20 protein-coding genes are annotated in these 21,926 nt (G+C 59.1%); 2 read left to right on the top strand and 18 right to left on the bottom strand.

Going from position 1 to position 21,926, the window contains the following annotated elements; all coding sequences use genetic code 11:
* Window positions 1–174: 174 nt before the first annotated feature.
* The 12 genes from ATY80_RS14935 to ATY80_RS14885 form a co-directional block, all read right to left on the bottom strand.
* Entirely contained in the window at window positions 175–339 is a 165-nt protein-coding gene (locus tag ATY80_RS14935; RefSeq protein ID WP_088693152.1) for a DUF1328 domain-containing protein, read from the bottom strand.
* A gap of 188 nt (window positions 340–527) precedes the next feature.
* Window positions 528–692 (bottom strand): hypothetical protein, encoded by a 165-nt coding sequence (locus ATY80_RS28965; RefSeq protein ID WP_189637160.1) that lies wholly within the window; start codon window positions 690–692, stop codon window positions 528–530.
* A gap of 124 nt (window positions 693–816) precedes the next feature.
* Window positions 817–1,011 carry a hypothetical protein gene (locus tag ATY80_RS29615; RefSeq protein ID WP_088693151.1) on the bottom strand — a complete coding sequence of 65 codons (195 nt, stop codon included), beginning with the start codon at window positions 1,009–1,011 and terminating at the stop codon, window positions 817–819.
* A gap of 160 nt (window positions 1,012–1,171) precedes the next feature.
* Complete coding sequence (locus ATY80_RS14925; protein ID WP_088693150.1) at window positions 1,172–1,921, bottom strand: ABC transporter ATP-binding protein; 750 nt, start codon at window positions 1,919–1,921, stop codon at window positions 1,172–1,174.
* Complete coding sequence (locus ATY80_RS14920; protein ID WP_088693149.1) at window positions 1,918–2,751, bottom strand: ABC transporter ATP-binding protein; 834 nt, start codon at window positions 2,749–2,751, stop codon at window positions 1,918–1,920. The genes ATY80_RS14925 and ATY80_RS14920 overlap by 4 nt, the downstream gene beginning before the upstream one ends.
* Entirely contained in the window at window positions 2,748–3,683 is a 936-nt protein-coding gene (locus ATY80_RS14915; protein WP_088693148.1) for an ABC transporter permease, read from the bottom strand. The genes ATY80_RS14920 and ATY80_RS14915 overlap by 4 nt, the downstream gene beginning before the upstream one ends.
* Window positions 3,680–4,747, bottom strand: coding sequence for an ABC transporter permease (locus ATY80_RS14910; RefSeq protein WP_189637159.1), 1,068 nt, complete (start codon window positions 4,745–4,747; stop codon window positions 3,680–3,682). The genes ATY80_RS14915 and ATY80_RS14910 overlap by 4 nt, the downstream gene beginning before the upstream one ends.
* Window positions 4,748–4,765: 18 nt before the next feature.
* A complete protein-coding gene (locus ATY80_RS14905; RefSeq protein ID WP_088693146.1) occupies window positions 4,766–6,409 on the bottom strand; it encodes an ABC transporter substrate-binding protein in 1,644 nt (547 codons plus the stop codon).
* Window positions 6,410–6,457: 48 nt separating this feature from the next.
* A complete protein-coding gene (locus ATY80_RS14900) occupies window positions 6,458–7,516 on the bottom strand; it encodes a dipeptidase (RefSeq protein WP_088693145.1) in 1,059 nt (352 codons plus the stop codon).
* A 157-nt stretch (window positions 7,517–7,673) separates the two neighbouring features.
* On the bottom strand, window positions 7,674–8,699 hold the full coding sequence (locus ATY80_RS14895) for an ABC transporter permease (RefSeq protein WP_088693144.1): 1,026 nt from the start codon (window positions 8,697–8,699) through the stop codon (window positions 7,674–7,676).
* Window positions 8,700–8,732: 33 nt separating this feature from the next.
* On the bottom strand, window positions 8,733–10,274 hold the full coding sequence (locus tag ATY80_RS14890; protein ID WP_088693143.1) for a sugar ABC transporter ATP-binding protein: 1,542 nt from the start codon (window positions 10,272–10,274) through the stop codon (window positions 8,733–8,735).
* A 72-nt stretch (window positions 10,275–10,346) separates the two neighbouring features.
* Window positions 10,347–11,276 carry a sugar ABC transporter substrate-binding protein gene (locus ATY80_RS14885; protein WP_088693142.1) on the bottom strand — a complete coding sequence of 310 codons (930 nt, stop codon included), beginning with the start codon at window positions 11,274–11,276 and terminating at the stop codon, window positions 10,347–10,349.
* Between the two features lie 324 nt (window positions 11,277–11,600).
* Here ATY80_RS14885 and ATY80_RS14880 point away from each other — a divergent pair, with 324 nt between their 5' ends.
* Window positions 11,601–12,110 carry a DUF1993 domain-containing protein gene (locus ATY80_RS14880; protein WP_088693141.1) on the top strand — a complete coding sequence of 170 codons (510 nt, stop codon included), beginning with the start codon at window positions 11,601–11,603 and terminating at the stop codon, window positions 12,108–12,110.
* A gap of 5 nt (window positions 12,111–12,115) precedes the next feature.
* On the opposite strand, the gene ATY80_RS14875 is transcribed toward ATY80_RS14880, so the two are convergent.
* Together ATY80_RS14875 and galE are read right to left on the bottom strand one after the other, a co-directional pair.
* Entirely contained in the window at window positions 12,116–13,636 is a 1,521-nt protein-coding gene (locus tag ATY80_RS14875) for an alkaline phosphatase family protein (RefSeq protein WP_088693140.1), read from the bottom strand.
* A gap of 9 nt (window positions 13,637–13,645) precedes the next feature.
* Entirely contained in the window at window positions 13,646–14,629 is a 984-nt protein-coding gene (gene galE, locus ATY80_RS14870) for a UDP-glucose 4-epimerase GalE (RefSeq protein WP_088693139.1), read from the bottom strand.
* Between the two features lie 347 nt (window positions 14,630–14,976).
* On the opposite strand from galE, the gene ATY80_RS14865 reads away from it, so the two are divergent.
* Complete coding sequence (locus tag ATY80_RS14865) at window positions 14,977–15,759, top strand: class I SAM-dependent methyltransferase (RefSeq protein ID WP_088693138.1); 783 nt, start codon at window positions 14,977–14,979, stop codon at window positions 15,757–15,759.
* On the opposite strand, the gene ATY80_RS14860 is transcribed toward ATY80_RS14865, so the two are convergent.
* The 4 genes from ATY80_RS14860 to kdpB form a co-directional block, all read right to left on the bottom strand.
* A complete protein-coding gene (locus tag ATY80_RS14860; protein WP_088693137.1) occupies window positions 15,760–16,464 on the bottom strand; it encodes a response regulator transcription factor in 705 nt (234 codons plus the stop codon).
* Entirely contained in the window at window positions 16,461–19,169 is a 2,709-nt protein-coding gene (locus ATY80_RS14855) for a sensor histidine kinase KdpD (protein WP_088693251.1), read from the bottom strand. Before ATY80_RS14855 ends, ATY80_RS14860 begins: the two co-directional genes overlap by 4 nt.
* Before the next feature lie 62 nt (window positions 19,170–19,231).
* Complete coding sequence (kdpC, locus tag ATY80_RS14850; RefSeq protein ID WP_088693136.1) at window positions 19,232–19,801, bottom strand: potassium-transporting ATPase subunit KdpC; 570 nt, start codon at window positions 19,799–19,801, stop codon at window positions 19,232–19,234.
* Between the two features lie 12 nt (window positions 19,802–19,813).
* Entirely contained in the window at window positions 19,814–21,901 is a 2,088-nt protein-coding gene (gene kdpB, locus ATY80_RS14845; protein WP_088693135.1) for a potassium-transporting ATPase subunit KdpB, read from the bottom strand.
* Window positions 21,902–21,926: the final 25 nt, after the last annotated feature.

Raw genomic sequence — 21,926 nt, 5'->3', positions numbered from 1 at the left:
TGCGCCCTCCACCCTTTTGGAGCCATTTTCGAGAAAGTTGGACACCATTGCGATAATTCAAGTCAAGATGTTTCAAAGGATGCAATCCGGCGGCGTGCGGATATCACCTGCGGTCGAAAGGAAACCGGCGCTCAGGCAAGCGCCGGTTTGCGATTTCACATCAGCGTTTTTTCGTCAGGCGCGCCGCATGAGGCGCATGACCAGCGAGACAACGAACAGGATTATGAAGATGAAGAAAAGCACCTGAGCGATGGATGCCGAAGCACCTGCAATGCCGCCAAAGCCCAGTACGCCGGCAATCAGCGCTACAACGAGAAATACAAGTGCATAATAAAGCATGGCGATCTCCTTTGTCTTTGCTGATCAAATAACGGGAGGTCGCCCTATTGGTTCCGTTGGAGGTCCAAGGTCTGGTTCAGCCAAATAGAAAAGGCGCGTCCAAATCGACGCGCCTTTGAAAATACCGGCAGCCAAACGTGGTCTGGGGCAGCATCCTTCGTCTGCCGCAACTCTACGTACTCTTTGGCTTAACTTACGATGCCAAAGACGAGGGCTGCGACGAAAACAAATGCCGCCGTGACAAGGGTTGCGTGAACTGCAAGCTGGATCTTGCTACGGGTCGTGCCAGGCTTCTTGGTCTGGACGGAACCATACTGATTCACATGAGCGTGCGAGATACCCAAGTCTGCCATGTGCTACCTCCGTTTCTCCGCGCTTCTTTTTTCGTTAGAGCGTTTTCTTATTTTCTCTATCTGATAGGTAGAGATAAAATTCTGTCCTGCCAGGGGGACGTTAAAAAATCCGTCCCTTCAGCGATCAGACGAGAGTTCTCCACGCCCAGAGCAAGGAACGATCCTCTCCGCTACCCCGACGGATCTTGGCCGGCGCTTCGGGTGTTTCGAGGAGCCGCCGGTCTTTCTCTGCGGGAATGGAAGTCGAGACCGGAGCTTCTCTATCGGTTTTGGCCGGTGGATGCAGATATCCCATGGTCATGCCGCCGAGAAAAAACATGCCTGATCTCCATGATCACGAAAATTAACGGGCGTTAACCGGATCATGACAGAAGTAAGGCAAGTGTCAATAGTCTAGTTGAATGGTCGTGTTTTAGTCGATCGTTAAGGCTGAGGCCCGGAGAGTCCCAGCGAAATCAATTCGTTGAAAGGATTGCCCTTCAAGCTTTGACAAAACCCTTGCTGGCGACCATCAAATTTCGCGTGTAATCCTCGGTTACGGCTGCCTGCGCCAGTTGGGCCGAGGTTAAGCGCTCGACGACGGCCCCGTTTCGCATCACCGCCAGTTGATCGCACATGTGGGTGACGACGCCGAGATCATGACTGACCATGACGAAGGTAAGGCTGCGATCTCGCCGCACCTGCTCGAGCAGGTTCAGAACCTCCGCTTGTACGGAAGCGTCAAGAGCCGAGGTCGGCTCATCAAGCAAGAGGATGGACGGTTCGACGATCAGTGCGCGGGCAATCGCAACGCGTTGGCGCTGGCCACCGGAAAGCTGATGCGGGTAACGGAAGCGGAAACCGTTTCCAAGCCCGACCTCATCGAGGGCGCGGGCAATCCGCGTGTCGCTATCGCCGATGCCGTGTATCGCCAGCGGCTCGAGCAGCAGGCGATCTATGGTCTGGCGAGGGTGCAGGGATCCATAAGGATCCTGGAAAACCATCTGCACCTGTCTGTAGAAGGCCTTTGATCGCTTCGAGCCGGCGAGCGGCTCGCCCTGAATTTTGATGGAGCCGCTTGCCACCGGTGCCAAGCCGGCAACGGCACGAAGCAGCGTCGATTTTCCCGATCCGGATTCACCGACCAGGCCGAATGACTCGCCGGTTTCGATATCGACACTGACATCCTTCAGCGCGTGGAAGTGATCATAGATCACACTCAGCTTGTCGACTGAAAGTGCAACGCTCATGCGGCCCACTCCGGCTTGCGATCGAGGACCGGCAACGGATGCCTGCTTTCGCCAATTTGGGGCATGCAGTTCAACAGGCCCTGCGTATAGGGATGGCGCGCATTCTTAAGCTCGGATGCCTTGAGTTCTTCGACGACCTTGCCGGCATACATAACGATGACGCGGTCGCAGAAGGATGAGACGAGGCGCAGGTCGTGGGATACGAAGATCAGCCCCATGCCGCGTTCCGACACGAGCCGATCCATGATCCTGAGAACGTCCAGCTGGACCGTGACATCGAGCGCGGAGGTTGGTTCGTCGGCGATTAACAACTCCGGATCGGCAATCAACATCATCGCGATCATGGCGCGCTGGCCCATGCCGCCCGAGACCTCGTGAGGATAGAGGTCGAATACTCGTTTCGGATCGCGGATCTGCACGGCCTCCAACATGGCAAGAGCCCGGTCGCGCGCCTCTGCCTTGCCGACGTTTTCGTGAGTCCTCAGCGTCTCGCAGATCTGCCGACCAATCGACATAACGGGGTCCAGTGAATATTTCGGATCCTGCAGAACCATCGCGATGCGTTTGCCACGCAACCGGCGGCGTTGCTTGGCGGATGCGGCGAGAAGATCAATGCCGTTGAAATCGAGCTTGTCGGCCGAAACGATGCCGTGCTTCGGGGTCAGACCCATGATGGCGCGCCCCGTCTGGGATTTGCCGGAGCCGGACTCGCCGACGATGCCGAGGCGTTCCTTGCCAAGTGTAAACGAGACACCGCGGACGGCTTCGATCACGCCGGTGCGCGTCGGATAACTGACCTTCAGGTTTTGGACGGTGAGGAGATCCGTCATTGGCCGCTCTCCTTGGGGTCGAGCGCATCGCGCAAGCCGTCGCCGAGCAGGTTGAAGCCGAGGCTCACGATCAGGATGGCGAAACCCGGCATGGCTGCCACCCACCACTGATCCAGGATGAAGCGCCGCCCAGACGCAATCATCGCGCCCCATTCGGGAAGCGGCGGCTGCGCGCCGAGACCGAGGAAGCCGAGGCCGGCAGCCGTCAGGATGATGCCGGCCATATCGAGCGTCACGCGAACGATGAGCGAGGAAAGGCAAAGCGGCATCACGTGCCGGACCACAATCCGCAAGGGTGATGCGCCCATCAGCTTGACCGCAGAAATGTAGTCGGATCGCCGCACGGTTAGCGTCTCCGCACGTGCGATGCGCGCGTAGGGCGGCCAGGAGGTGATCGCAATCGCGATGATTGCGTTCTGTATGCCAGGTCCAAGAGCCGCGACGAAAGCGAGGGCAAGCACCAGCTTGGGGAAGGCGAGGAAGATATCGGTAACGCGCATCAGCGTCGCATCAACCCACCCGCCGGCATAACCCGACACCGTTCCAACGATCAGGCCGATCGGCGCCGAGATGGCCGCGACGAGAACGACGACGAGTAGTGTCAAGCGGGAGCCGTAAATGAGACGCGAATAGATATCGCGGCCCTGATCGTCCGTGCCCAGCATGTAACCCTCGGTGCCGGGCGGCAGCAGACGAGCGTTCTTCAGGTCGCCCACGATCGGCGAATGGGTTGCGAGCAAGTTCGCAAAGGCAGCCACAAACAGGAGGGCGATGATGATCACGAGACCTACGACGGCCAGGCGGTTTGCGGTGAATTGCCGCCAGGTCACGTAGGCTCGGCCCAAGCGAGCCTGCGTGCGTGACTGCGGCCGATCGGAAAGCAACCACTCACGGCGGCTCAGCGGTGCTGATTGATTTGCGGGAACCGTCATCGGCTTCGCGTCCTAGGGTCAAGCGTCCGGTAGAGAAGGTCGGACAGAAGATTGATGCCGATGAAGACCGTGCCAATGACGATGGTACCACCGAGGACAGCGTTCATATCCGCGTTCTGAAGGGAATTGGTGATGTAGAGTCCGATACCTGGCCAGGAGAAAACCGTCTCCGTGAGCACCGAACCCTCAAGCAAGCTGGCATACGAGAGTGCGATGACGGTGACGAGGGGTACGGCGGCGTTGCGTAGCGCATGACCCCAGATCACCCTGGTTTCCGAGAGCCCCTTGGCGCGCGCCGCAACCACATATTCCTGGCTCAGTTCGTTGAGCATGAAGCTGCGGGTCATGCGGCTGATGTAGGCAAGCGAGAAGTAGCCGAGCAGCGAGGCGGGCAGAATGATATGGCGGAAGACGTCGTAGAAGACGTCCCATTGGCCCTGCATGGCGCTGTCGAGCAGATAGAAGCCGGTTATCGGCGTGAAGCTGTATTCGAAGACGATATCGATGCGGCCGGGGAAGGCAACCCATCGCAATTGCGCGTAGAAGATCACAAGCGAGATGAGCGCTAGCCAGAATATCGGCACGGAATAGCCGATCAGGCCGATCACACGGACGATCTGGTCGGCCATGCTGCCTCGGCGAACGGCGGCCAGCACACCGAGCGGCACGCCGATAACCGAGCCGATGATCGTCCCGAGCGTTGCGAGCTCGATCGTTGCGGGAAAAACGCGCCTAATGTCGACCATCACGGGGTTGGTGGTCAGAACGGAGGTTCCGAAGTCACCCGAAAGAATGCTCTTCAGATAAATGTAGAACTGCTGGTAGAGCGGCAGGTCGAAGCCGAGCTCGCGACGGACACGTTCAACGACATGCGCGGGCGCGCGGTCGCCGAGAATCGCAAGGACTGGATCAATCGGCACGACGCGGCCAATGAAGAAGGTCACGGCCAAAAGGCCAAGATAAGTCGTGACAGCGGCGACAAGAAATCGCCCGACCGCTTTGGCAATGGGAACGGCACGGCCCTGTTTGGGCCGTGCCTCCATCTTTGTTTCAACGATGCTCAACGGATCAATCCTGCCGGATTATTCCTTGCCGATCGGGCCGACATAGTTGGTGTCGAAACTCGGGCCGAGTTTGAAGTCCGTCAGGCTTTTGCGGGCGCCTGCCACTTCGATCTGCTGGAAAATGATCACGAAGGGGCTGTTGGCGAGGAACTTCTTCTGAATGTCCTCATACATGGCAGCGCGCTTTGCGCCGTCACGTTCGAGCAAGGCAGCCTTCGTTTCCTTCTCGAGCTCGGGCGCTTCCCAGGTATTGCGCCATGCGAGCGTCTTGACTGTACCGGCGTCCGAGTTGTCCGGGTTGGTGGTGAAGGTATCGGCATTCGAGTTCGGGTCGAAGTAGTCCGAACCCCACTGGCCGATGTACATGTCGTGCGTACGCGCACGGAACTTCGTCAGGGTCTGCTTGCCGTCGCCGGGGATGATTTCCATCTTGACGCCGGCCTGGGCGAGCGACTGCTGCATGGATTCCGCAATACCAGTTACCGGCTGCGTGTTGCGGACGTCCATCGTCACCGAGAAGCCGTCCTTCAGGCCGGCTTTCGCAAGCAGTTCCTTGGCCTTGGCCACATCGAGCTTGTACGGATTTTCATCAAGCGCACCGAGCTGGCCCTTCGGCAGGAAGGTCTGGTGGATTTCGCCGATGCCCTTGATGAGGGTCGAGCCAATCGCATCGTAGTCGACGAGGTATTTGAAGGCTTCCTGAACTTCCGGCTTCTTCAGGTTCTCGTTCTTGGAGTTGAGGCTGACGTAGTAGACGGTGCCCTTCGGCGCGCTGACGGTCGTCAGGTCGGCATTCTTGGAGACTGCATCCAGATCACCGGGTTCCAGGTTGCGGGCGACGTCGATATCGCCAGCTTCCAACGCAAGGCGCTGCGCCGAGCTTTCCTTCATAAAGCGATAGATGACGCGGTTCAGCTTCGCCTTATCGCCATAGTAATTGTCGTTGCGTTCCATCACGACAACTTCGTTGGCACGCCACTCGCGCAGCTTGAAGGCACCGGAGCCGGCGTAACCGGTCTTCAGCCATTCGTTGCCGAAATCGTTGTCATACTTGTAGTCGGCGCTCGGCGTCACGGACTTGACGTGATCCATGACCAGCTTCTTGTCGACAACCGAGGCAACGGTTGCCGTCAAGCAGTTTAAAACGAAGCTCGGCGCATAGGGCTTGTCGACGGTGAAGACGAAAGTGCTTTCATCCGTCGCCTTTGCCTTCTCGGTGACGTTGTCGCCATTGATGCCGAACTGGGTGATGATGAATGCCGGGCTCTTGTCGAGCTTGACGGCTCGCTCGAAGGACCATGCGACGTCTTCGGCGGTGATCGGATTGCCGGACGCGAACTTCATCCCGGGCTTCAGCTTGAACGTATAGGTCAGGCCATCGTCGGAAACCGTCCAGCTGTCGGCGAGGTCGCCCTTGACCTTCGACGTGTCGCTCATGTCGAGACGGACGAGCAGGCTATAGGTGTTGCTCGTGACTTCGGCCGTCGACAGCTCGAACGCCTCGCCGGGGTCCATGGTGATAATGTCGTCGATGGCGAAGCCTTCGACCAGCGTGTCCTTCGGCGTTTCCGCGAAGGCAGCGGGTGCGGCGGCCATCATGATCGACAGAGCGGCGCCTGCCGAAAGCAGACGGAAAGTGCGGTTAAATTTGCTGACTATCATGGTTTTTGTTCCCCTGTTTTCCATTTCAATGCAAAGCGATAGGCAAGCTTAGGCGGCCTCTTCTCCCCACGCCGAAGCCAGAATTCTCAGCCAGTTCCCGCTGGCCAATTTTTCGAGATCTCGTGCACAATAGCCAACACGCTGGAGGGCGACAATCAGCTTCTGGTTACCTGCGGCATCCCCGATTTCTTCGGGAATGGTCGCGCCGTCAAAGTCCGAGCCGAGCGCGACGCAGTCGATGCCGACGCGCTCGACGAGATAGTCGATGTGTCGCACCATGTCGCTGAGCGGTGTGTCACCATCGGAACGACCGTCGCTACGCAGCATTGCAGTCGCGTAGTTCACGCCAACAAGGCCGCGCCTTTCTCTGATGGCGTCGAGCTGCTTGTCGGTGAGGTTGCGGGCAACCGGCGTCAGCGCGTGAGCGTTGGAGTGGCTGGCGACGAGCGGCTGATCGGTCGTCTTTGCGACATCCCAGAAGCCCTTCTCCGTGATGTGCGCCAGATCGATCAGAATGCCGAGCCGGTCGCATTCGCGTACCAAGGCAAAGCCGGCCTCCGTCAGGCCGGGCGCGGTGTCCGGCGACATGGGGAAGGCGAAGGGCACGCCGTGGCCGAAGATATTGTGACGGCTCCACACAGGTCCCAGCGACCGCAAGCCGGCGGCATGGAATACTTCGAGTGCCGCCAGGTCCGCCCCGATGGCCTCGCAACCTTCCATGTGCATGACGGCCGCAAAGACGCCATCGGCCATTGCCTGGCGGATCTCCTTGACAGTGCAGCATAGGCGCCAGGCGCCAGCGCGGTCCAGGCGAAGCGCGATCGCGGCCATTTCCGTGGCGATCCTCAGCGAGGAAAGCGGCTCCAGCGGAGCGGCAAGTGGCGTGACGTAGTGGCCATTCTTGTCGGGATCGGCAAAAACGAGATCACCGGAGGGCACGTAAATTGCGCAGAGCCCACCTGCCAGTCCGCCAGCCTTGGCGCGCGGGGCATCGATATGGCCCAGATCGATGCCGTCTGAGAATTCAGCGACCGGATCGCCGCCATCCCGTTCATGTGTCCAAAGCCGGAGGAGGACGTCGTTGTGGCCGTCGAATACCAATTGCATCTGCGTTCCTGTGTGCCCGGGCGGGCGATATGAAGAGCGCAGAATAGAAAAGCTAGCGGAATACGCTACCCTTTTTTTCAGAAATCTTCCTGTTCCGTATCGATGGTTAGCGGAAACGAAAAACGGGGGCCGAGGCCCCCGTTCCGAATTGCTTTCGTCAATGCTTCGCGCGTTTCTTTTGTCGATAAACGTCGATCACGACGGCGGCCACAATGATCAGTCCTTTGACGATCTCCTGGTAATAGGCATCAACCCTAAGGAAGGTGAAGCCCGAGGTCATCACGCCGAGAATGATCGTGCCGATAACTGTGCCGGTGATACGGCCGACGCCGCCTGTCAGAGACGTGCCGCCGATAACGGTCGCGGCAATGGCGTCCAGTTCGTACATGACGCCCATGCCAGCCTGCGCGGTCTGGGCGCGGGCCGCCGTGACCACGCCGGCAAGACCCGCCAGCAGACCGGCGATCGCGTAAACCTTGATCAGGTGGGCTTCGATATTGATACCGGATACGCGTGCGGCCTGCAGATTAGCGCCGATTGCGTAGGTGAACTTGCCGTAGCGGGTATAGCGCAGAGCAATATGGAAGATCAGCGCAACGACGAGGAACACAATCACGGGCCAAATGCCTGTCCCGATGAAGTTGAACTGGTCGGTGAGACCGGAGACAGGTTGACCCTTGGTATACCACTTGGAAATGCCGCGTGCCGAGACCATCATGCCAAGCGTGGCGATAAACGGTGGGATCTTGGTCCTTGCGATCAGCTGCCCGTTGATAAAGCCCGCTGCGAGGCCGATGAGGAGACCGACGCCGATCGGGATGAAGAATGGCAGGTCCGTCAGCGAAGGATAGAGCGCCCGCGGCCAGGTCGATGCCTGCGCAAAGCTTGCCGCAATCATCGCCGTCATGCCAACGACAGAGCCGGATGACAAGTCGATGCCGCCGGTGATGATGACTTGTGTCACACCCACCGCGATGATGCCGATGACGGAGACCTGAAGGATCATGATCGTCAGGCGCTGCGAATTGAACAGGAAACTCTGGCCGATAAAGATCCAGCCGAGAATTTCATAGATAAGCGCAATGCCGATCAGGACGAGAAAAATACTGAGCTCGGGCGGAACGCGCCGTCTACGAGCGCGCGTTGCGAGTGGGGCTGTGGCCTCAGCTGCGTTTGTATTCATGATTATCCTCCCTTCGGTTCCCGAGCCCGCGCGTCACTGCGCTGCAAGCTCCATCACCTTGATCTGCGTTGCTTCGTCGCGATTGAGAAAACCGGTTACGCGTCCTTCATGCATCACCATGATGCGGTCGCTCATGCCCAGCACTTCCGGCATTTCCGACGAGATCATGATCACGGCTACTCCGCTTCTCGCCATTTCCGTCACCAAACGATGGATTTCGGCCTTGGCGCCGACATCGATGCCGCGTGTCGGCTCGTCGAGAATGAGGATCTTCGGATTGGTAAGCAGCCAGCGACCAATCAGGACCTTCTGCTGGTTGCCACCGGAAAGGTTTTCCACGCGCTCGTCGAGATTGGGCGTCTTGACCCGGAGTTTCTTCGCCATGTCTTCGCAGGTTGCTTCGATCGAGCTTTCCTGCACAAAGCCACCCTTGACGAACCTATCCTGGAGAACGGCGATCTGCATATTCTCGAGAACGCTCAGAATCAGCAGGCAGCCCGTGTCCTTGCGGTCTTCGGTCAGGAACGCCATGCGGTTCTGGATCGCAACGGTAGGCGAGACGATGTCCGTCTTCTTGCCGAAGAGTTCGATCGTGCCTGAGGTCGCCGGCGTTACGCCGAACAAGGTCTCCGCGACATTCGATCGGCCTGATCCCACAAGTCCGGCGACGCCAAGGATCTCGCCCGATCGGACATCAAAGGAAACGTCATGGAAAACGTTGTTCAGTGAGAGGTTCTTGACCGAGAGCACGACGTCGCCGATCGGGACCTCCTCTTTCGGAAACATCTGGGTAATCTCTCGGCCAACCATCATGCGGATGATGTCGTCGCGCGTGACATCTGTTGACGCATGGGTGCCGATATAACGGCCGTCGCGGAACACAGAGAACTCGTCGGCGATCTCGAACAGCTCGTTCATCTTGTGTGTGATGTAGACGATCCCAATGCCTTGAGCCCTGAGGTCGCGAATGATCCGGAAGAGATGCTCAACCTCGCGCTCGGTCAGCGCCGATGTCGGTTCATCCATGATCAGGACGTCGGAATTGTAGGAGACCGCCTTGGCGATCTCGACCATCTGCCGATTGGCGACGGAAAGTTCGCGAACCTGAATCTCCGGGTCGATGTCGATATTCAGTCGTTGAAACAGCTCGTCCGTCTGGCGGAACATTGCCGCGTGATCGACGAAGCCGAACCTGTTCTTCGGCTCGCGCCGGATCCAGATGTTCTCGGCAACGGTCATATAGGGCATCAGGTTCAGCTCCTGATGGATCATCGCGATACCATTTTCCAACGCATCGAGCGGTGATTTTAGCTGAATCTCGACGCCCTTGAGGCGCACCTCACCCTTGTCCGGGATATAGATGCCTGCGAGGATTTTCATCAGCGTGGACTTGCCGGCGCCGTTTTCGCCCATCAAGGCGTGCACGGTGCCGCGTTTCAGCTGGAACTGGACATCGTCGAGTGCAACAACGCCTGGAAACTCCTTGCGCACGCCTTCGGCGCTCAGCAGGTATTCCGCATTCGGAACAGCGCCGCTGTGACGCACTGCGGCCATTGTAGACGGGCTGACAACCATCTCATCTCCTCCCGAACACGGATTGAAGCTTGGGATGCGGAACCGTATGTCCCGCACCCCATTTTTCCGACGTTAGTTCTTCGCGACGAAGTCCTTGACGTTTTCAGGCGTGACGAGTTGGAAAGGAATATAAACCTTCTTGTCCACCTTTTCGCCCTTCGCGAGCTTCAGAGCCGCGTCGAGCGCACCCTTGCCCTGCCCGGCTGCATCCTGGAAGACCGTCACGTCGAGGTCGCCAGCCTGCATCGCGGCAAGTGCGTCCTGCGTGGCATCAACGCCGCCGATCACGATCTTGCTGAGATCCTTGCCGGCTGCCTTGAGAGCCTGAATAGCGCCGATGGCCATTTCGTCATTGTTCGAAATGACGGCGTCGAACTCGATGCCGCTGGAGAGCCAGTTCGTCATCAAATCCGAACCTTCTGTGCGCGACCAGTTTGCTGTCTGCTCCTCAAGGATCTCTATACCCTTGCAGTTGTCGGTGGCGACAACATCATGGACATCCTTGGTGCGCATGCGAGCGGCTTGATTGGAGAGTTCGCCCATCAGGATGACGGCCTTGCCCTTGCCGCCAAGAAGACGGCAAACTTCCTTCGTTTCAAGCGTACCGGATTCCTGCTCGTTGGAAGCGACGAAAGCCTGCTTGTCCGGAAGGCTATCAACGTTGACCGGCTCGCGGTTGACGTAAACCAGCGGAATGCCGGCTTCGGCTGCGATTTTCGACATGGCCGCCGTGGCGTCCGTGTCAACCGGATTGACGATAATCGCGTCGACCTTGGATGCGATGAAGTTCTGTATCTGACTTTGCTGCTTGGCGACGTCGTTCTGGGCGTCTTCGACCTGCAGTGTCACGCCGTTCAGAGTCTTGGAGTAGTTCTGCATTCCGTTGCGCAGAACGGTCAGGAAGTTGTCGTCGAATTTCGACATCGAGACGCCGACGGTTTCGGCATGAGCGGCCGTCGACAGGACGAGCGCCATGGCAGTACCCATGATAAATTTCTTCATTCTTCTTTCCTCCAAAGCGGTGTCCGGCTGCACCCTCCTCACGCCGGAGCTTCGGGCCGAGCCCAAAAGCCAGTTTTTTAGTTCGCCTGGGCCGTCTCCTACTGGCCGTCCGTCAAGAAACGGAACAAACGAACCGTAAAATCTGTATCGCGGAATATTCATTCCATTTTCTACTGAGGGCGTCAAGTCCATTTCATTGGCGAGGTCGCGAGCGCTCCGTGAAAATCTCGCGAAGATGCTTGCGCTGGCGCTGAAAAGCGCGATGCCGCGAACTATATGAACGGTCTAGCGGCGGCGGTTTCGCCGTCTTTAAGGGAGAAACTGATGCCTATTTCGATGTACCGACTAACAGTTCCCGTCTTTCAGCACGGTCTTGAAACGTTGAAGACCTACCTCGATAAAGCCGAGGCCTTCGCGAAGGAGAAAGGCATCGATAGCGCGGATCTCGTCGCCGCGCGGCTGGCTTCGGACATGTTGCCGTTCTCGGGCCAGTTTCAGCGCGCGACCGACACCGCCAAACTGGCGATTGCGCGGCTGACCGCCAGCGAAGCACCGAAATTCGAGGACAATGAAGCGACCATCGCCGAATTGCGCGAGCGTGTTGCCAAGACGGAAACCTACCTCCGCACAGTCGCACCGGCTGCACTTGAAGGGACGGAAACGCAGGAAATTACCCTTTCGCCGGGGGGTAACAAAATCACGTTCCGCGGCGACGAATATGTCGTGACCTTCGCGCTACCGAACTTCTTCTTCCACCTTGCGACGGCACACGCGATCCTGCGCAATCAGGGCGTTCCTGTTGGCAAGCTGGACTATCTCGGGCGCCTCGCCTGATAAGCTTAGGGCCGACGCCTGATCGGCCCTTTTTCCGTAAGTTCGGTGAAGGCTAGCGTTTGATCCAGATGACGGGCACGCATCGAGAGAAGCTTCTCGGCATAGGAAAGCCTGGTCGACACACAGGCTGGGTCCGACGCGAGGTTGTTCAATTCCATCGGATCGGCCTGCAGGTCGAATAAGAGTGGTGGCAGTGCTGCGAAATGCACGTATTTGAAGCGTTCATCTCTGATGACGGCAAGGTTGCATTCGTTTGACTGCAATCCGAAATGAGCTTCTGGTTCCTGGTTGACAATATCGCGGAAGTCGAATTCCCAGAAGGCAGCATCGCGCCAGGTTCTCGGCGCCTCCCGCTCCATGAACGGTAGCAGGGACTGGCCATCCAGGGCGTTCCTGGGTTCGATATGCAGGCGATCGCAGAGCGTCGCAAAGATGTCTGCCGCAGACGTGAACCGGTCGACCACCCTGCCCCGCATGACGGCTTGCGGGTCGCGGATGACAAGCGGGATGTGATAACTGCCATCGAAGAAACCGCCCTTGCCGAGCGTCCAGTGATCGCCTGCCATCTCGGCGTGGTCGGAGGTGAAGATGATAAGAGTGTCGTCCCACACCCCTGCTTCCTTCAGCGCGCGCCAAATGCGCCCAAGCTGCGCATCCACCTCCGCGATCATGCCATAGTAGATGGCTCGGATCGCGGCGAAGTCGCTGGCTTGCCACTCGCTAAGCGAGCCGGTCGCACCATAGATGAAGCCGCCCTTTCCTGCCCTCGGCATGGCATAGGACAGATAAGGGTGCGATCTCTGTTCCGTTTCGTGGTTTTCCGCCCGGGCGAAATGCGAACCGTCCTCCGGGCTGAACAGATCGTTGTATGGAGACGGCGCCGAAAATGGCGGATGCGGACGAAGGAACGAAACATGTGCGAACCAGGGCGCATCCTGCTCTCCCAGCCAGCGGATGAACTCTCCCGCGAGAAACGCCGTCTGCGTTTCGTCCTTCGAATAGGTCGTTGCCGCGTTCGAGATCTCACCGCGCCGCGCGCCGACGGGGATGTGAATGTCGCGACTATCCGCATCCTGGTGTCCACGCTCGCGCAACCAGGACAGCCATTGCCTTTCATGCTCGGGAAGCAGTTGTCGGGCCGTAAAGCCGGGTAGCAATCCTTCATAAGTTGTCAGGTGCGGGTCGTTCGCGTTCATGCCGCGCGGGTCGGGTGCGGTATCAGTATAGCCGAACAGCGTCGGATCATAACCCGCCCGCCGGGCCGCCAGCGCCAGATTATCAAATCGCGCATCGAGGGGTGAGCCGTTGCGGCAAACCCGGTGGTTCATCTGATAGAGGCCGGTATAGAGCGTGGCGCGCGCCGGTGAGCATGGCGCGGCGCCAGCGTAGTGGCGGGCAAACAAGACGCCTTCCGCCGCCAGCGCATCCACATTCGGCGTCCTGACGCAGGCATGTCCGGTCGCCGACAGGCAATCACCGCGCCACTGGTCCGCGGTGATCAATAGAATGTTCGGTCGACCGGTCATGGATGTATTTCAGTGCTGGTTTGATTTTGCGTGCCAGTTCCACGCCGATCGAATGATCTGAGACAAATCATACTGCGGCGCCCAGCCTAGAATCTCCCGCGCCTTGTCATTGTTGGCAACCAGCGTGTGCGAGTCGCCTTCGCGGCGGCCGACATATTCCACAGGAAACGGTCGCTCCGACACGCGCTCGATGGCGCCGAGCAACTCCTTCACCGTTGTTCCCGTGCCGGTGCCGAGATTGAGCGCAACAGATTCCCCGCCCCGCAGCAGATGCTCTACGGCGCGGACATGCGCATCGGCGAGATCAAGCACATGGATGTAGTCGCGGACACAGGTGCCGTCCCTCGTCTCGTAGTCGGTACCAAACACCTTGAAGCCTTCACGACGGCCAAGAGCGGCATCAATCGCGAGCGGTATGGCGTGCGTTTCAGGCTGATGCCACTCGCCGACCCGTCCCTCGAAGTCGGCGCCGGCTGCGTTGAAGTAGCGAAGCACGACCGATCGAAAGCCGGTGTATTTGTCGTAGTCGGCAAGCGCCTGCTCGACGATGTATTTTGTACGGCCATAGGGATTGATCGGCACCTGACGATGCGTCTCATCGAGAGGTACGCTTTGCGGCAGGCCGTAGGTCGCGCAGGTGGACGAGAAGACGAATGCCTTGACGCCCGCCGCCTGAGCGGCAGCCAAAAGTGTCAGCGTGCCGATGACGTTGTTCTCGTAGAAGGCAACCGGATCCTTGACCGATTCGCCGACCTCGATGAGGGCGGCAAAATGCAGGATGGCAGCTGGCTTGTGCTTGGCCAGAACCTCGTCAAGGCGAGCCCGGTCCCGGATATCCCCTTCCTCGGCAGGCCCCCACTTCACGAATTCGCGATGACCGTTGGAGAAATTGTCGAAAACGACCGGTTGGAACCCCTTGTTCGCAAGATCGAGACACGTATGGGAGCCGATATAACCAGCGCCGCCCACGACCAGAATCGTTTCACCTGCCATGCACCACCTTTAATTCTCGTTTCGGATGTAGAAGACTTAGAGCAGGTCGATGGCGAGAAAAAGAACGAAACGAAGGTGGCGCGGATGTCGCTCTCTTTTTGTTGATGACGGCATTAGCAAATTGATTTGCCGAAGATTTTCCATGGAATTGACTGTCCACCAGGACCCGACAAACGCAGCGCTCGAAATAACATCGCAATCTTTATTCAACAATGATTGCCACAACCAGTCGTACCTTTAAATACTGCCGGTACGTCATTTTAAATGGAATTGACTTTTGTTCTTATTCTCTGCGAAGAATTGTTCCCTTCGGTAGTTCTCATCGTGAAACTGAAGGCCGAAACCAGATGGATTCGTCGATCAGAAAGTTCATATTCCATGATCTTCAGGCGATCGAAGGATACATTGATCCGCCCGACGCTCTGGTATTTCTTGCGGTTTTGCTATCCCAGCAATCAGCCTCCTTGCGAGGCAGCCTCGCCGAGATCGGCGTTTACTATGGTCGTTCCTACTTTCTGTTGCGGAAGATCTGCGGAGACACGGAGAAGATTGTGGCCATCGATCCGTTTGATATCGTGAATCCGGATCACGGCGCGACGCAGTACGAACGTTTCGCGGCGGGCGGCCGTCAACTTGGCCTTTCCGTGGACGCCGAATGCGTCATCAAGAGCGACAGTACGCTGCTCCGGCCGGAGAACATTACCGAAAGAGCAGGGATGGTCCGGTTCTTCAGTATCGACGGTGGCCACATGTTGCACCACGTCGCGGCCGATAGTCGTCTTGCTGCCGCGTCGCTTGCGGAGCACGGAATCATCGTTTTCGACGATACGTTCAATCCGGCTTGGCCCGAGGTAACCGCCGGCGTGACCGACTTCCTGCGTGAAGAAGCTGGTCGCTTTTCCGTTTTCTGCCTAACGAAATACAAGACTTATGTTTGCCGACAAGCGTTTCACGAGTTTTACGCGCGTGCGATCAGGACTTCGCCTGAACTCAAGGCGTTCGATCACATCGAAACCGAGTTTCTCGGTTCGACCGCCATTCGATTGCACAATCCTATTCGCCGGCGCATCGCTTACGAAGTGATGGTCGGGCTCGGTATGCGCGCACTGTCGGAGCGCGTCTATCGATAACTAGCCTGTTGGCGGATCCGCTTCTTTCAGTCTGTACCCGACACCGGTTTCGGTGGTGATATATTGCGGCTGGTCCGGGCTCTGTTCGATCTTCTGGCGCAACTGTCGAACATAGACCCTTAAGTACTGCACGTCGGCGGCCGGTCCCCAGATCTGCTTCAGCAGGAACTGGTGAGTCAGAACCTTGCCGGCATGCTGGGCAAGAACCCTGAGGATATCGTATTCCTTCGGCGAGAGCTTGATTTCCCTGCCATCGATCTTGACGATGCGTTTGACCAGATCAATCGACAGGCCGCCGGCCTGAAAGATCGCCCGCTCCCCCTGCTGCTGCAAGCGATGGCGTAAGGCAACCCGCAGCCGAGCGCCGAGTTCGTTCATGCCGAACGGCTTCGTTAGATAGTCGTCGGCCCCCGCTTCAAGAGCGTTGACGATGCCAGTTTCATCTGTGCGGCTGGAAAGGATCACGATAGGCAGGGTTAGACCCGCGTCTCTCCATTCCCGCAACAGTTCGTGGCCCGATTTGTCCGGCAGGCCAAGGTCGAGCACGATCAGATCAGGCGGTTCGTCCTTTGCCGACTGCAGGGCTGAGGCGCCGTTTGGCGCCTCATGTACCTCGTAGCCTTGCGCGGTGAGGCCCACGCGAAGGAGCTTGCGAATTGGAGGCTCGTCGTCCACGACGAGAATTTTTACGGCTGAACCTGTCATTTTAGCTCATCCAATTTCGGAATTTCATTTGGTCTTGGAAGACGGATAGTGAAGACGGCACCGGAATGATCGGAGCGATTTCCGGCTGTGATCGCGCCACCCATCGCTTCGACAAAACCTCGGCAGATGGAAAGGCCGAGGCCCGTGCCGGCGCGCACCTGATCTCCTTTGCGCACGCGATAGAAAGTATCGAAAACGCGGTCCAGGTCGGCCGGCTGAATGCCAGGGCCTTCGTCCGAAACCTGGATCATCACGTTGTATTCATCCGCCCGTCCATCGATACGGATCGACGATCCTTGCGGAGCATATTTGGCAGCATTGTCCAGCAGATTGAAAAGCACCTGCTCGAACAGCACCGGATCGACACGGACCATCGGCAGATCTGCCGGAATGGTCATGATGGTCTTGTGATGCGCGAGAATTTTCTCAGCGCGGCGCAGCGCGCTTCCCGCAATGTCGCCGGGATAGTGGAGCGCATAGTTCGGCTCCATCGCCCCGGACTCGATTTTCGTCATGTCGAGCAGGTTGGCGATAAAGCGGTTGAGCCGTTCCGATTCGTCGACAACGGTCGACAGAAGATCCATGCGGTCTTCCTGTGCCATGGAATCGAGGTAGTCACGCAAGGTGCCGGCGGCGCCAAGAATGGCTGCGAGCGGCGTCTTGAGGTCATGCGAGATGGAGGTCAGGAGGGCAGAGCGCAAACGGTCGGCTTCCGCTGCGAGCCTTGCACGATCGACATCTGCCACGAGTTGAATGCGCTCGATCGCAAGGGCCGCCTGGTCCGCCAACGCATCGAGAAGGCGTTGCTGCTCGGGTGTCAGGAGAGGGCCGTCGCGTCGGTCATTGTCGAGGCCGATCACGCCGACGGCTGCGCGCCCGGTTCGCAGCGGCACATAGAGGCGTTTGGCGCCGGGCAGGGTATCGGCGCCGCGGCCGGCGGCGTGATTGTGCTCCCATGCCCACCGGGCAGCGGCAATATCAGCCTCGTCGAGCGTGTCGTCCGGCGGATAGCCGGCCTTGACGGAGATCGTGCCTTGCTCCGGCAGCAGAAGCACGACGCGGACCTTGAGCATCGATGCCAGCTGAAAGGCGGTGGCCCAGAGGACGTCGTCGAGCGTGCCGGTGCCAGCCAATTTCTTGGAGAACAGGTAGAGGTCTTCGGTCGTCCTGGCACGCTGCCGGGCCGCCGCCGCCTGGCGTTGGACCGTTGCCGTGAGATTGCTGGCAATGACGGCCACGCCCAGGAAAAAGAACAATGCAAGCACGCTCTCCGGATCGCTGATCGTCAGCGTGTAGCGAGGCGGCAGGAAGAAGAAGTTGAAAGCCAGCGCGCTGAGGATGCAGGTGTAGAGCGCTGGACGAAGCCCGTGGATCACCGCTGACGTGAGTACTGCCATCAGGAACACAAGGGCAAGGTTGCGGACATCCAGCACCTGATCAAGTACGACGCCAGCGACGAGCGCGATTGCCACATAGGCCGTTGCGGAGAGATATGCTTGGATTTTGAACGCGGGCGAGGACGGGGCAGCTTTCATGCTGCGCGCGGATGCCTCATCTTTCTCGTTGCCGGAGATCACATGGACGCTGATGTTGCCTGACGTTCTGATCAGATCGTCGGCGATGGAGCGGTGAAACCAGTCACGCCATGTCGGCCTGCTGGGCGCTCCGATGACGATATGGGTGACGTTATTGGCCGCAGCGTGTCGGACCAGCTCTTCCGAGACCTCGCGGCCGGGAATAGTGATTGCCTCGCCGCCGAGTTGTTCAGCCAGCCGGAGCGTCGCTGCAATCGTGTCGCGGTCAGATTCCGTCAAGCTGATCGAACGATTGGTCTCGACGTAGACGGCTGCCCACGGTGCTCGCAGTCGCGAGGCCATTCGAGACGCGTAGCGCACGAGCGAAGCTGATCGTGGATGCTGATCGACAGATACAAGGACCCTTTCACCTGCAGCCCAAGGACCAGCGATGGCGTGTGCCTGCATGTGGTTCAGCAGCTGGTCATCGACACGCTGCGCGGTCTTGCGCAATGCGAGTTCGCGCAGGGCGGTCAGGTTGCCGGGGGTAAAATAATTGGTCAGCGCACGTTCGGCGGTCTTGGGAATGTAGACCTTCCCGTCATGCAGCCGTTTGATCAGATCGTCCGGCGTCAGATCAATGATCTCAACGTCATCTGCCATGTCGATGATCGAGTCAGGCACAGTCTCGCGGACGCGGACGCGAGTGATTTGAGAGACGACGTCGTTCAGACTCTCAACATGCTGGATGTTCAGGGTCGAATAGACGTCCATGCCGCGGTCGAGCAATTCCTTCACATCGAGGTAGCGCTTGGGGTGACGGCTTCCTTCGGCGTTCGTATGGGCAAGTTCGTCGACTAGGACAAGGTCGGGTCGGCGCGCAAGGATGGCATCGATATCCATCTCCTCGAGAGGACGGCCCTTGTAGTCGATCTTGACGCGCGGGATGACTTCAAAGCCCTCGACGAGGGCCTGTGTTTCCTTGCGGCCATGGGTCTCGACGATGCCGATCACCACGTCAACGCCATCGGACAGTTTGGCGCGGCCCGACTCCAACATCTCGTAGGTCTTGCCCACGCCGGGCGCGGCGCCAAGGAATATCTTCAACCGGCCGCGCGTCTCCTGTCGTGCCTTCTCAAGCAGTGCATCGGGCGAGGGCCTGCCAACCTTATCGCGGTTGTCTTCCGGCATGCTTTTCATCTTTCCCTGACGAGGAAGCCCCGGTCGCATCCAAGCGGCCGGGGCTTTCCACCCTACTCAGACATAGAAGTATCAAGAGACTGGTTCAATGCCAGAACATTGACCGTGCGCTCGCCGAGAAACCCGAGTTCGGGGTGATCGACGGCGGCGTCGACAATCGCCTTCAGCTTGGTTTCATCCATGCCGCGCGCCTTGGCAACGCGAGGTATCTGGAAGTAGGCCGCCTCGGGCGAGATGTGCGGATCGAGGCCGCTGCCAGAGGCCGTCACGAGATCGATCGGCACCTGGGCATTCGGGTTGGCGGCCTTGGCTGCCTCATAGTCAGTCTTTACGCGATCGAGCAGCTTCTGACTCGTGGGGCCAAGGTTGGAGCCGGAAGACGAGGCAGCGTTGTATCCATCGCCTGCCACCGAAGGGCGGCCATGGAAGTACTTGTCGCTGGTGAATGCCTGACCGATCAGTGTCGAGCCGATCACTTTGCCGTCCTTCTGGATCAGGCTGCCGTTCGCTTGCGCCGGGAAGAGCGCTTGCGCGGCTCCCGTCATGGCGAGTGGATAAAGCAGACCAGTGATGGCGGTGGTGGCAACGATCATGACGACTGCCGGACGAAGTTCTTTCAGCATGATGTCAACTCCTTAGGCGAGACCGATGGCCGTGATGACCATGTCGATCGCCTTGATGCCAATAAACGGGACAATGATGCCTCCGACGCCATAGATGAGCAGGTTGCGGGAGAGCAGCGCGCCGGCGCCGATCGCACGGTATTTCACGCCCTTCAGCGACAGCGGGATTAGCGCCACGATGATCAGCGCGTTAAAGATGATCGCCGACAGGATGGCGCTCTGCGGGGTGGCGAGCCCCATGACGTTCAGGACGCCGAGTTGCGGATAGAAGGCCAGGAACATCGCCGGGATAATGGCAAAGTACTTGGCGATGTCGTTGGCGATCGAGAAGGTGGTCAACGCGCCACGGGTCATCAGCAGCTGTTTGCCGATCTCGACGATCTCGATGAGCTTCGTCGGATCGCTGTCGAGGTCGACCATGTTGCCGGCTTCGCGGGCGGCGACCGTGCCGGTGTTCATGGCAACGCCGACATCGGCCTGGGCGAGGGCGGGTGCGTCGTTCGTGCCGTCGCCGCACATGGCAACGAGCTTGCCCTTGGCCTGTTCCTCACGGATCAGGGACAGCTTGTTCTCGGGTGTCGCCTGGGCGAGGAAGTCGTCGACGCCGGCCTCGGCCGCGATAGCGGCTGCCGTCATCGGGTTGTCGCCTGTTATCATGACGGTCCGGATGCCCATCCGGCGCAGTTCAGCGAAGCGCTCGCGAATACCGCCTTTGACGATATCCTTGAGCTGGATGATGCCGAGAAGTTTGCCGTCGCGGGCGACTGCCAGCGGCGTGCCGCCTGCCTTGGAAATTTCATCGGCAATCGCCTGCAGTTCCCGAACGGTCTCGGTGTTGGTGCGGAGGGCGACGGTCGTATTGCCCGAAGCCGGTGCCGACGCGGCCCCGACATAAGCGAGCACGGCATCGACGGCGCCCTTGCGAATCGACGAGCCTTCGACATCGACGCCGCTCATGCGGGTCTGGGCGGTGAACGGCACGAAGGTGGCGTGCAGGCTTCCCATCTCGCGGCCGCGGATCGCGTATTTTTCCTTGGCGAGCACGACGATGGAGCGGCCTTCCGGTGTTTCGTCGGCGAGCGACGCCAACTGCGCGGCGTCGGCTAGTTCCTGTTCGGTGACGCCGCGAACCGGGCGCAAGGCGGTTGCCTGACGATTGCCGAGCGTGATCGTGCCGGTCTTGTCGAGGAGCAGCGTGTCGACGTCACCGGCTGCTTCGACGGCGCGGCCCGACATCGCAAGCACGTTAAAGCGCACGAGACGGTCCATGCCGGCGATGCCGATTGCCGAGAGGAGCGCGCCGATTGTGGTCGGGATTAGCGTCACGAAGAGCGCGACGAGGATGATAATCGGGATGGAGCCGCCGGCATAGCTTGCGAAGCTCGGGATCGTCGCCGTGGCCAGAACGAAAATCAGCGTCATGCCTGCAAGCAGGATGTTAAGAGCGATTTCGTTCGGGGTCTTCTGCCGCTCCGCACCTTCGACGAGCGAGATCATGCGGTCGAGAAAGGTGTGTCCCGCGGCGGCAGTGATGCGGACGCGAATCCAATCGGACAGGACCTGCGTACCGCCAGTCACGGCCGAGCGATCGCCGCCGGACTCACGGATGACTGGGGCGGATTCACCTGTTATCGCGGCCTCGTTGACCGAGGCCACACCCTCGACGACCTCGCCGTCCGAGGGAATGATATCGCCGGCCTCGACGAGGACGAGATCGCCGACCTTTAAGCTCGTGCCCGGAACGAGGCGATAGCCGCTGCCGTTGTTGGCCGTCAGCAGCTTTGCCTGGGCTTCGGTACGGGCCTTGCGCAGCGAGTCCGCCTGTGCCTTTCCGCGCCCCTCGGCAACTGCTTCGGCGAAGTTGGCGAAAAGCACGGTGAACCAGAGCCAGAGGTTGATCTGGAAGGAGAAGCCGAGATTTCCGCCGCCGGTAACGAGGTCGCGGACGAACAGGATCGTGGTCAGCGCCGAAACCGTTGCAACGACGAACATGACGGGGTTCTTGGCAAGGGTGCGCGGGTTCAGCTTCTTGAAGGCGGCACCCACGGCCGGAATGAGAATGCGAGGATCCATGATGCTCGCTGATTTTGCCTGGCTCATAAGAGACTCCAGCTTGAAAAGAGTA

The sequence above is a fragment of the Rhizobium sp. R711 genome (assembly GCF_002211365.1).
Classification (GTDB): Bacteria; Pseudomonadota; Alphaproteobacteria; order Rhizobiales; family Rhizobiaceae; genus Rhizobium.
Note: the sequence above shows the minus strand (reverse complement) of the source record. Positions and strands in the feature narration are given on the sequence as shown.

Coding starts and splice junctions, on each gene's coding strand:
- ATY80_RS14920 (WP_088693149.1), bottom strand. CDS start 2,751: ATGACGGATCTCCTCACCGTCCAAAACCTGAAGGTCAGTTATCCGACG.
- ATY80_RS14860 (WP_088693137.1), bottom strand. CDS start 16,464: ATGACAGGTTCAGCCGTAAAAATTCTCGTCGTGGACGACGAGCCTCCA.
- ATY80_RS14890 (WP_088693143.1), bottom strand. CDS start 10,274: ATGGTTGTCAGCCCGTCTACAATGGCCGCAGTGCGTCACAGCGGCGCT.
- ATY80_RS14865 (WP_088693138.1), top strand. CDS start 14,977: ATGGATTCGTCGATCAGAAAGTTCATATTCCATGATCTTCAGGCGATC.
- ATY80_RS14925 (WP_088693150.1), bottom strand. CDS start 1,921: ATGAGCGTTGCACTTTCAGTCGACAAGCTGAGTGTGATCTATGATCAC.
- ATY80_RS14880 (WP_088693141.1), top strand. CDS start 11,601: ATGCCTATTTCGATGTACCGACTAACAGTTCCCGTCTTTCAGCACGGT.
- kdpB (WP_088693135.1), bottom strand. CDS start 21,901: ATGAGCCAGGCAAAATCAGCGAGCATCATGGATCCTCGCATTCTCATT.
- ATY80_RS29615 (WP_088693151.1), bottom strand. CDS start 1,011: ATGTTTTTTCTCGGCGGCATGACCATGGGATATCTGCATCCACCGGCC.
- ATY80_RS14935 (WP_088693152.1), bottom strand. CDS start 339: ATGCTTTATTATGCACTTGTATTTCTCGTTGTAGCGCTGATTGCCGGC.
- ATY80_RS14885 (WP_088693142.1), bottom strand. CDS start 11,276: ATGAAGAAATTTATCATGGGTACTGCCATGGCGCTCGTCCTGTCGACG.
- ATY80_RS14895 (WP_088693144.1), bottom strand. CDS start 8,699: ATGAATACAAACGCAGCTGAGGCCACAGCCCCACTCGCAACGCGCGCT.
- ATY80_RS28965 (WP_189637160.1), bottom strand. CDS start 692: ATGGCAGACTTGGGTATCTCGCACGCTCATGTGAATCAGTATGGTTCC.
- ATY80_RS14875 (WP_088693140.1), bottom strand. CDS start 13,636: ATGACCGGTCGACCGAACATTCTATTGATCACCGCGGACCAGTGGCGC.
- ATY80_RS14905 (WP_088693146.1), bottom strand. CDS start 6,409: ATGATAGTCAGCAAATTTAACCGCACTTTCCGTCTGCTTTCGGCAGGC.
- ATY80_RS14900 (WP_088693145.1), bottom strand. CDS start 7,516: ATGCAATTGGTATTCGACGGCCACAACGACGTCCTCCTCCGGCTTTGG.
- ATY80_RS14915 (WP_088693148.1), bottom strand. CDS start 3,683: ATGACGGTTCCCGCAAATCAATCAGCACCGCTGAGCCGCCGTGAGTGG.
- galE (WP_088693139.1), bottom strand. CDS start 14,629: ATGGCAGGTGAAACGATTCTGGTCGTGGGCGGCGCTGGTTATATCGGC.
- kdpC (WP_088693136.1), bottom strand. CDS start 19,801: ATGCTGAAAGAACTTCGTCCGGCAGTCGTCATGATCGTTGCCACCACC.
- ATY80_RS14855 (WP_088693251.1), bottom strand. CDS start 19,169: ATGCCGGAAGACAACCGCGATAAGGTTGGCAGGCCCTCGCCCGATGCA.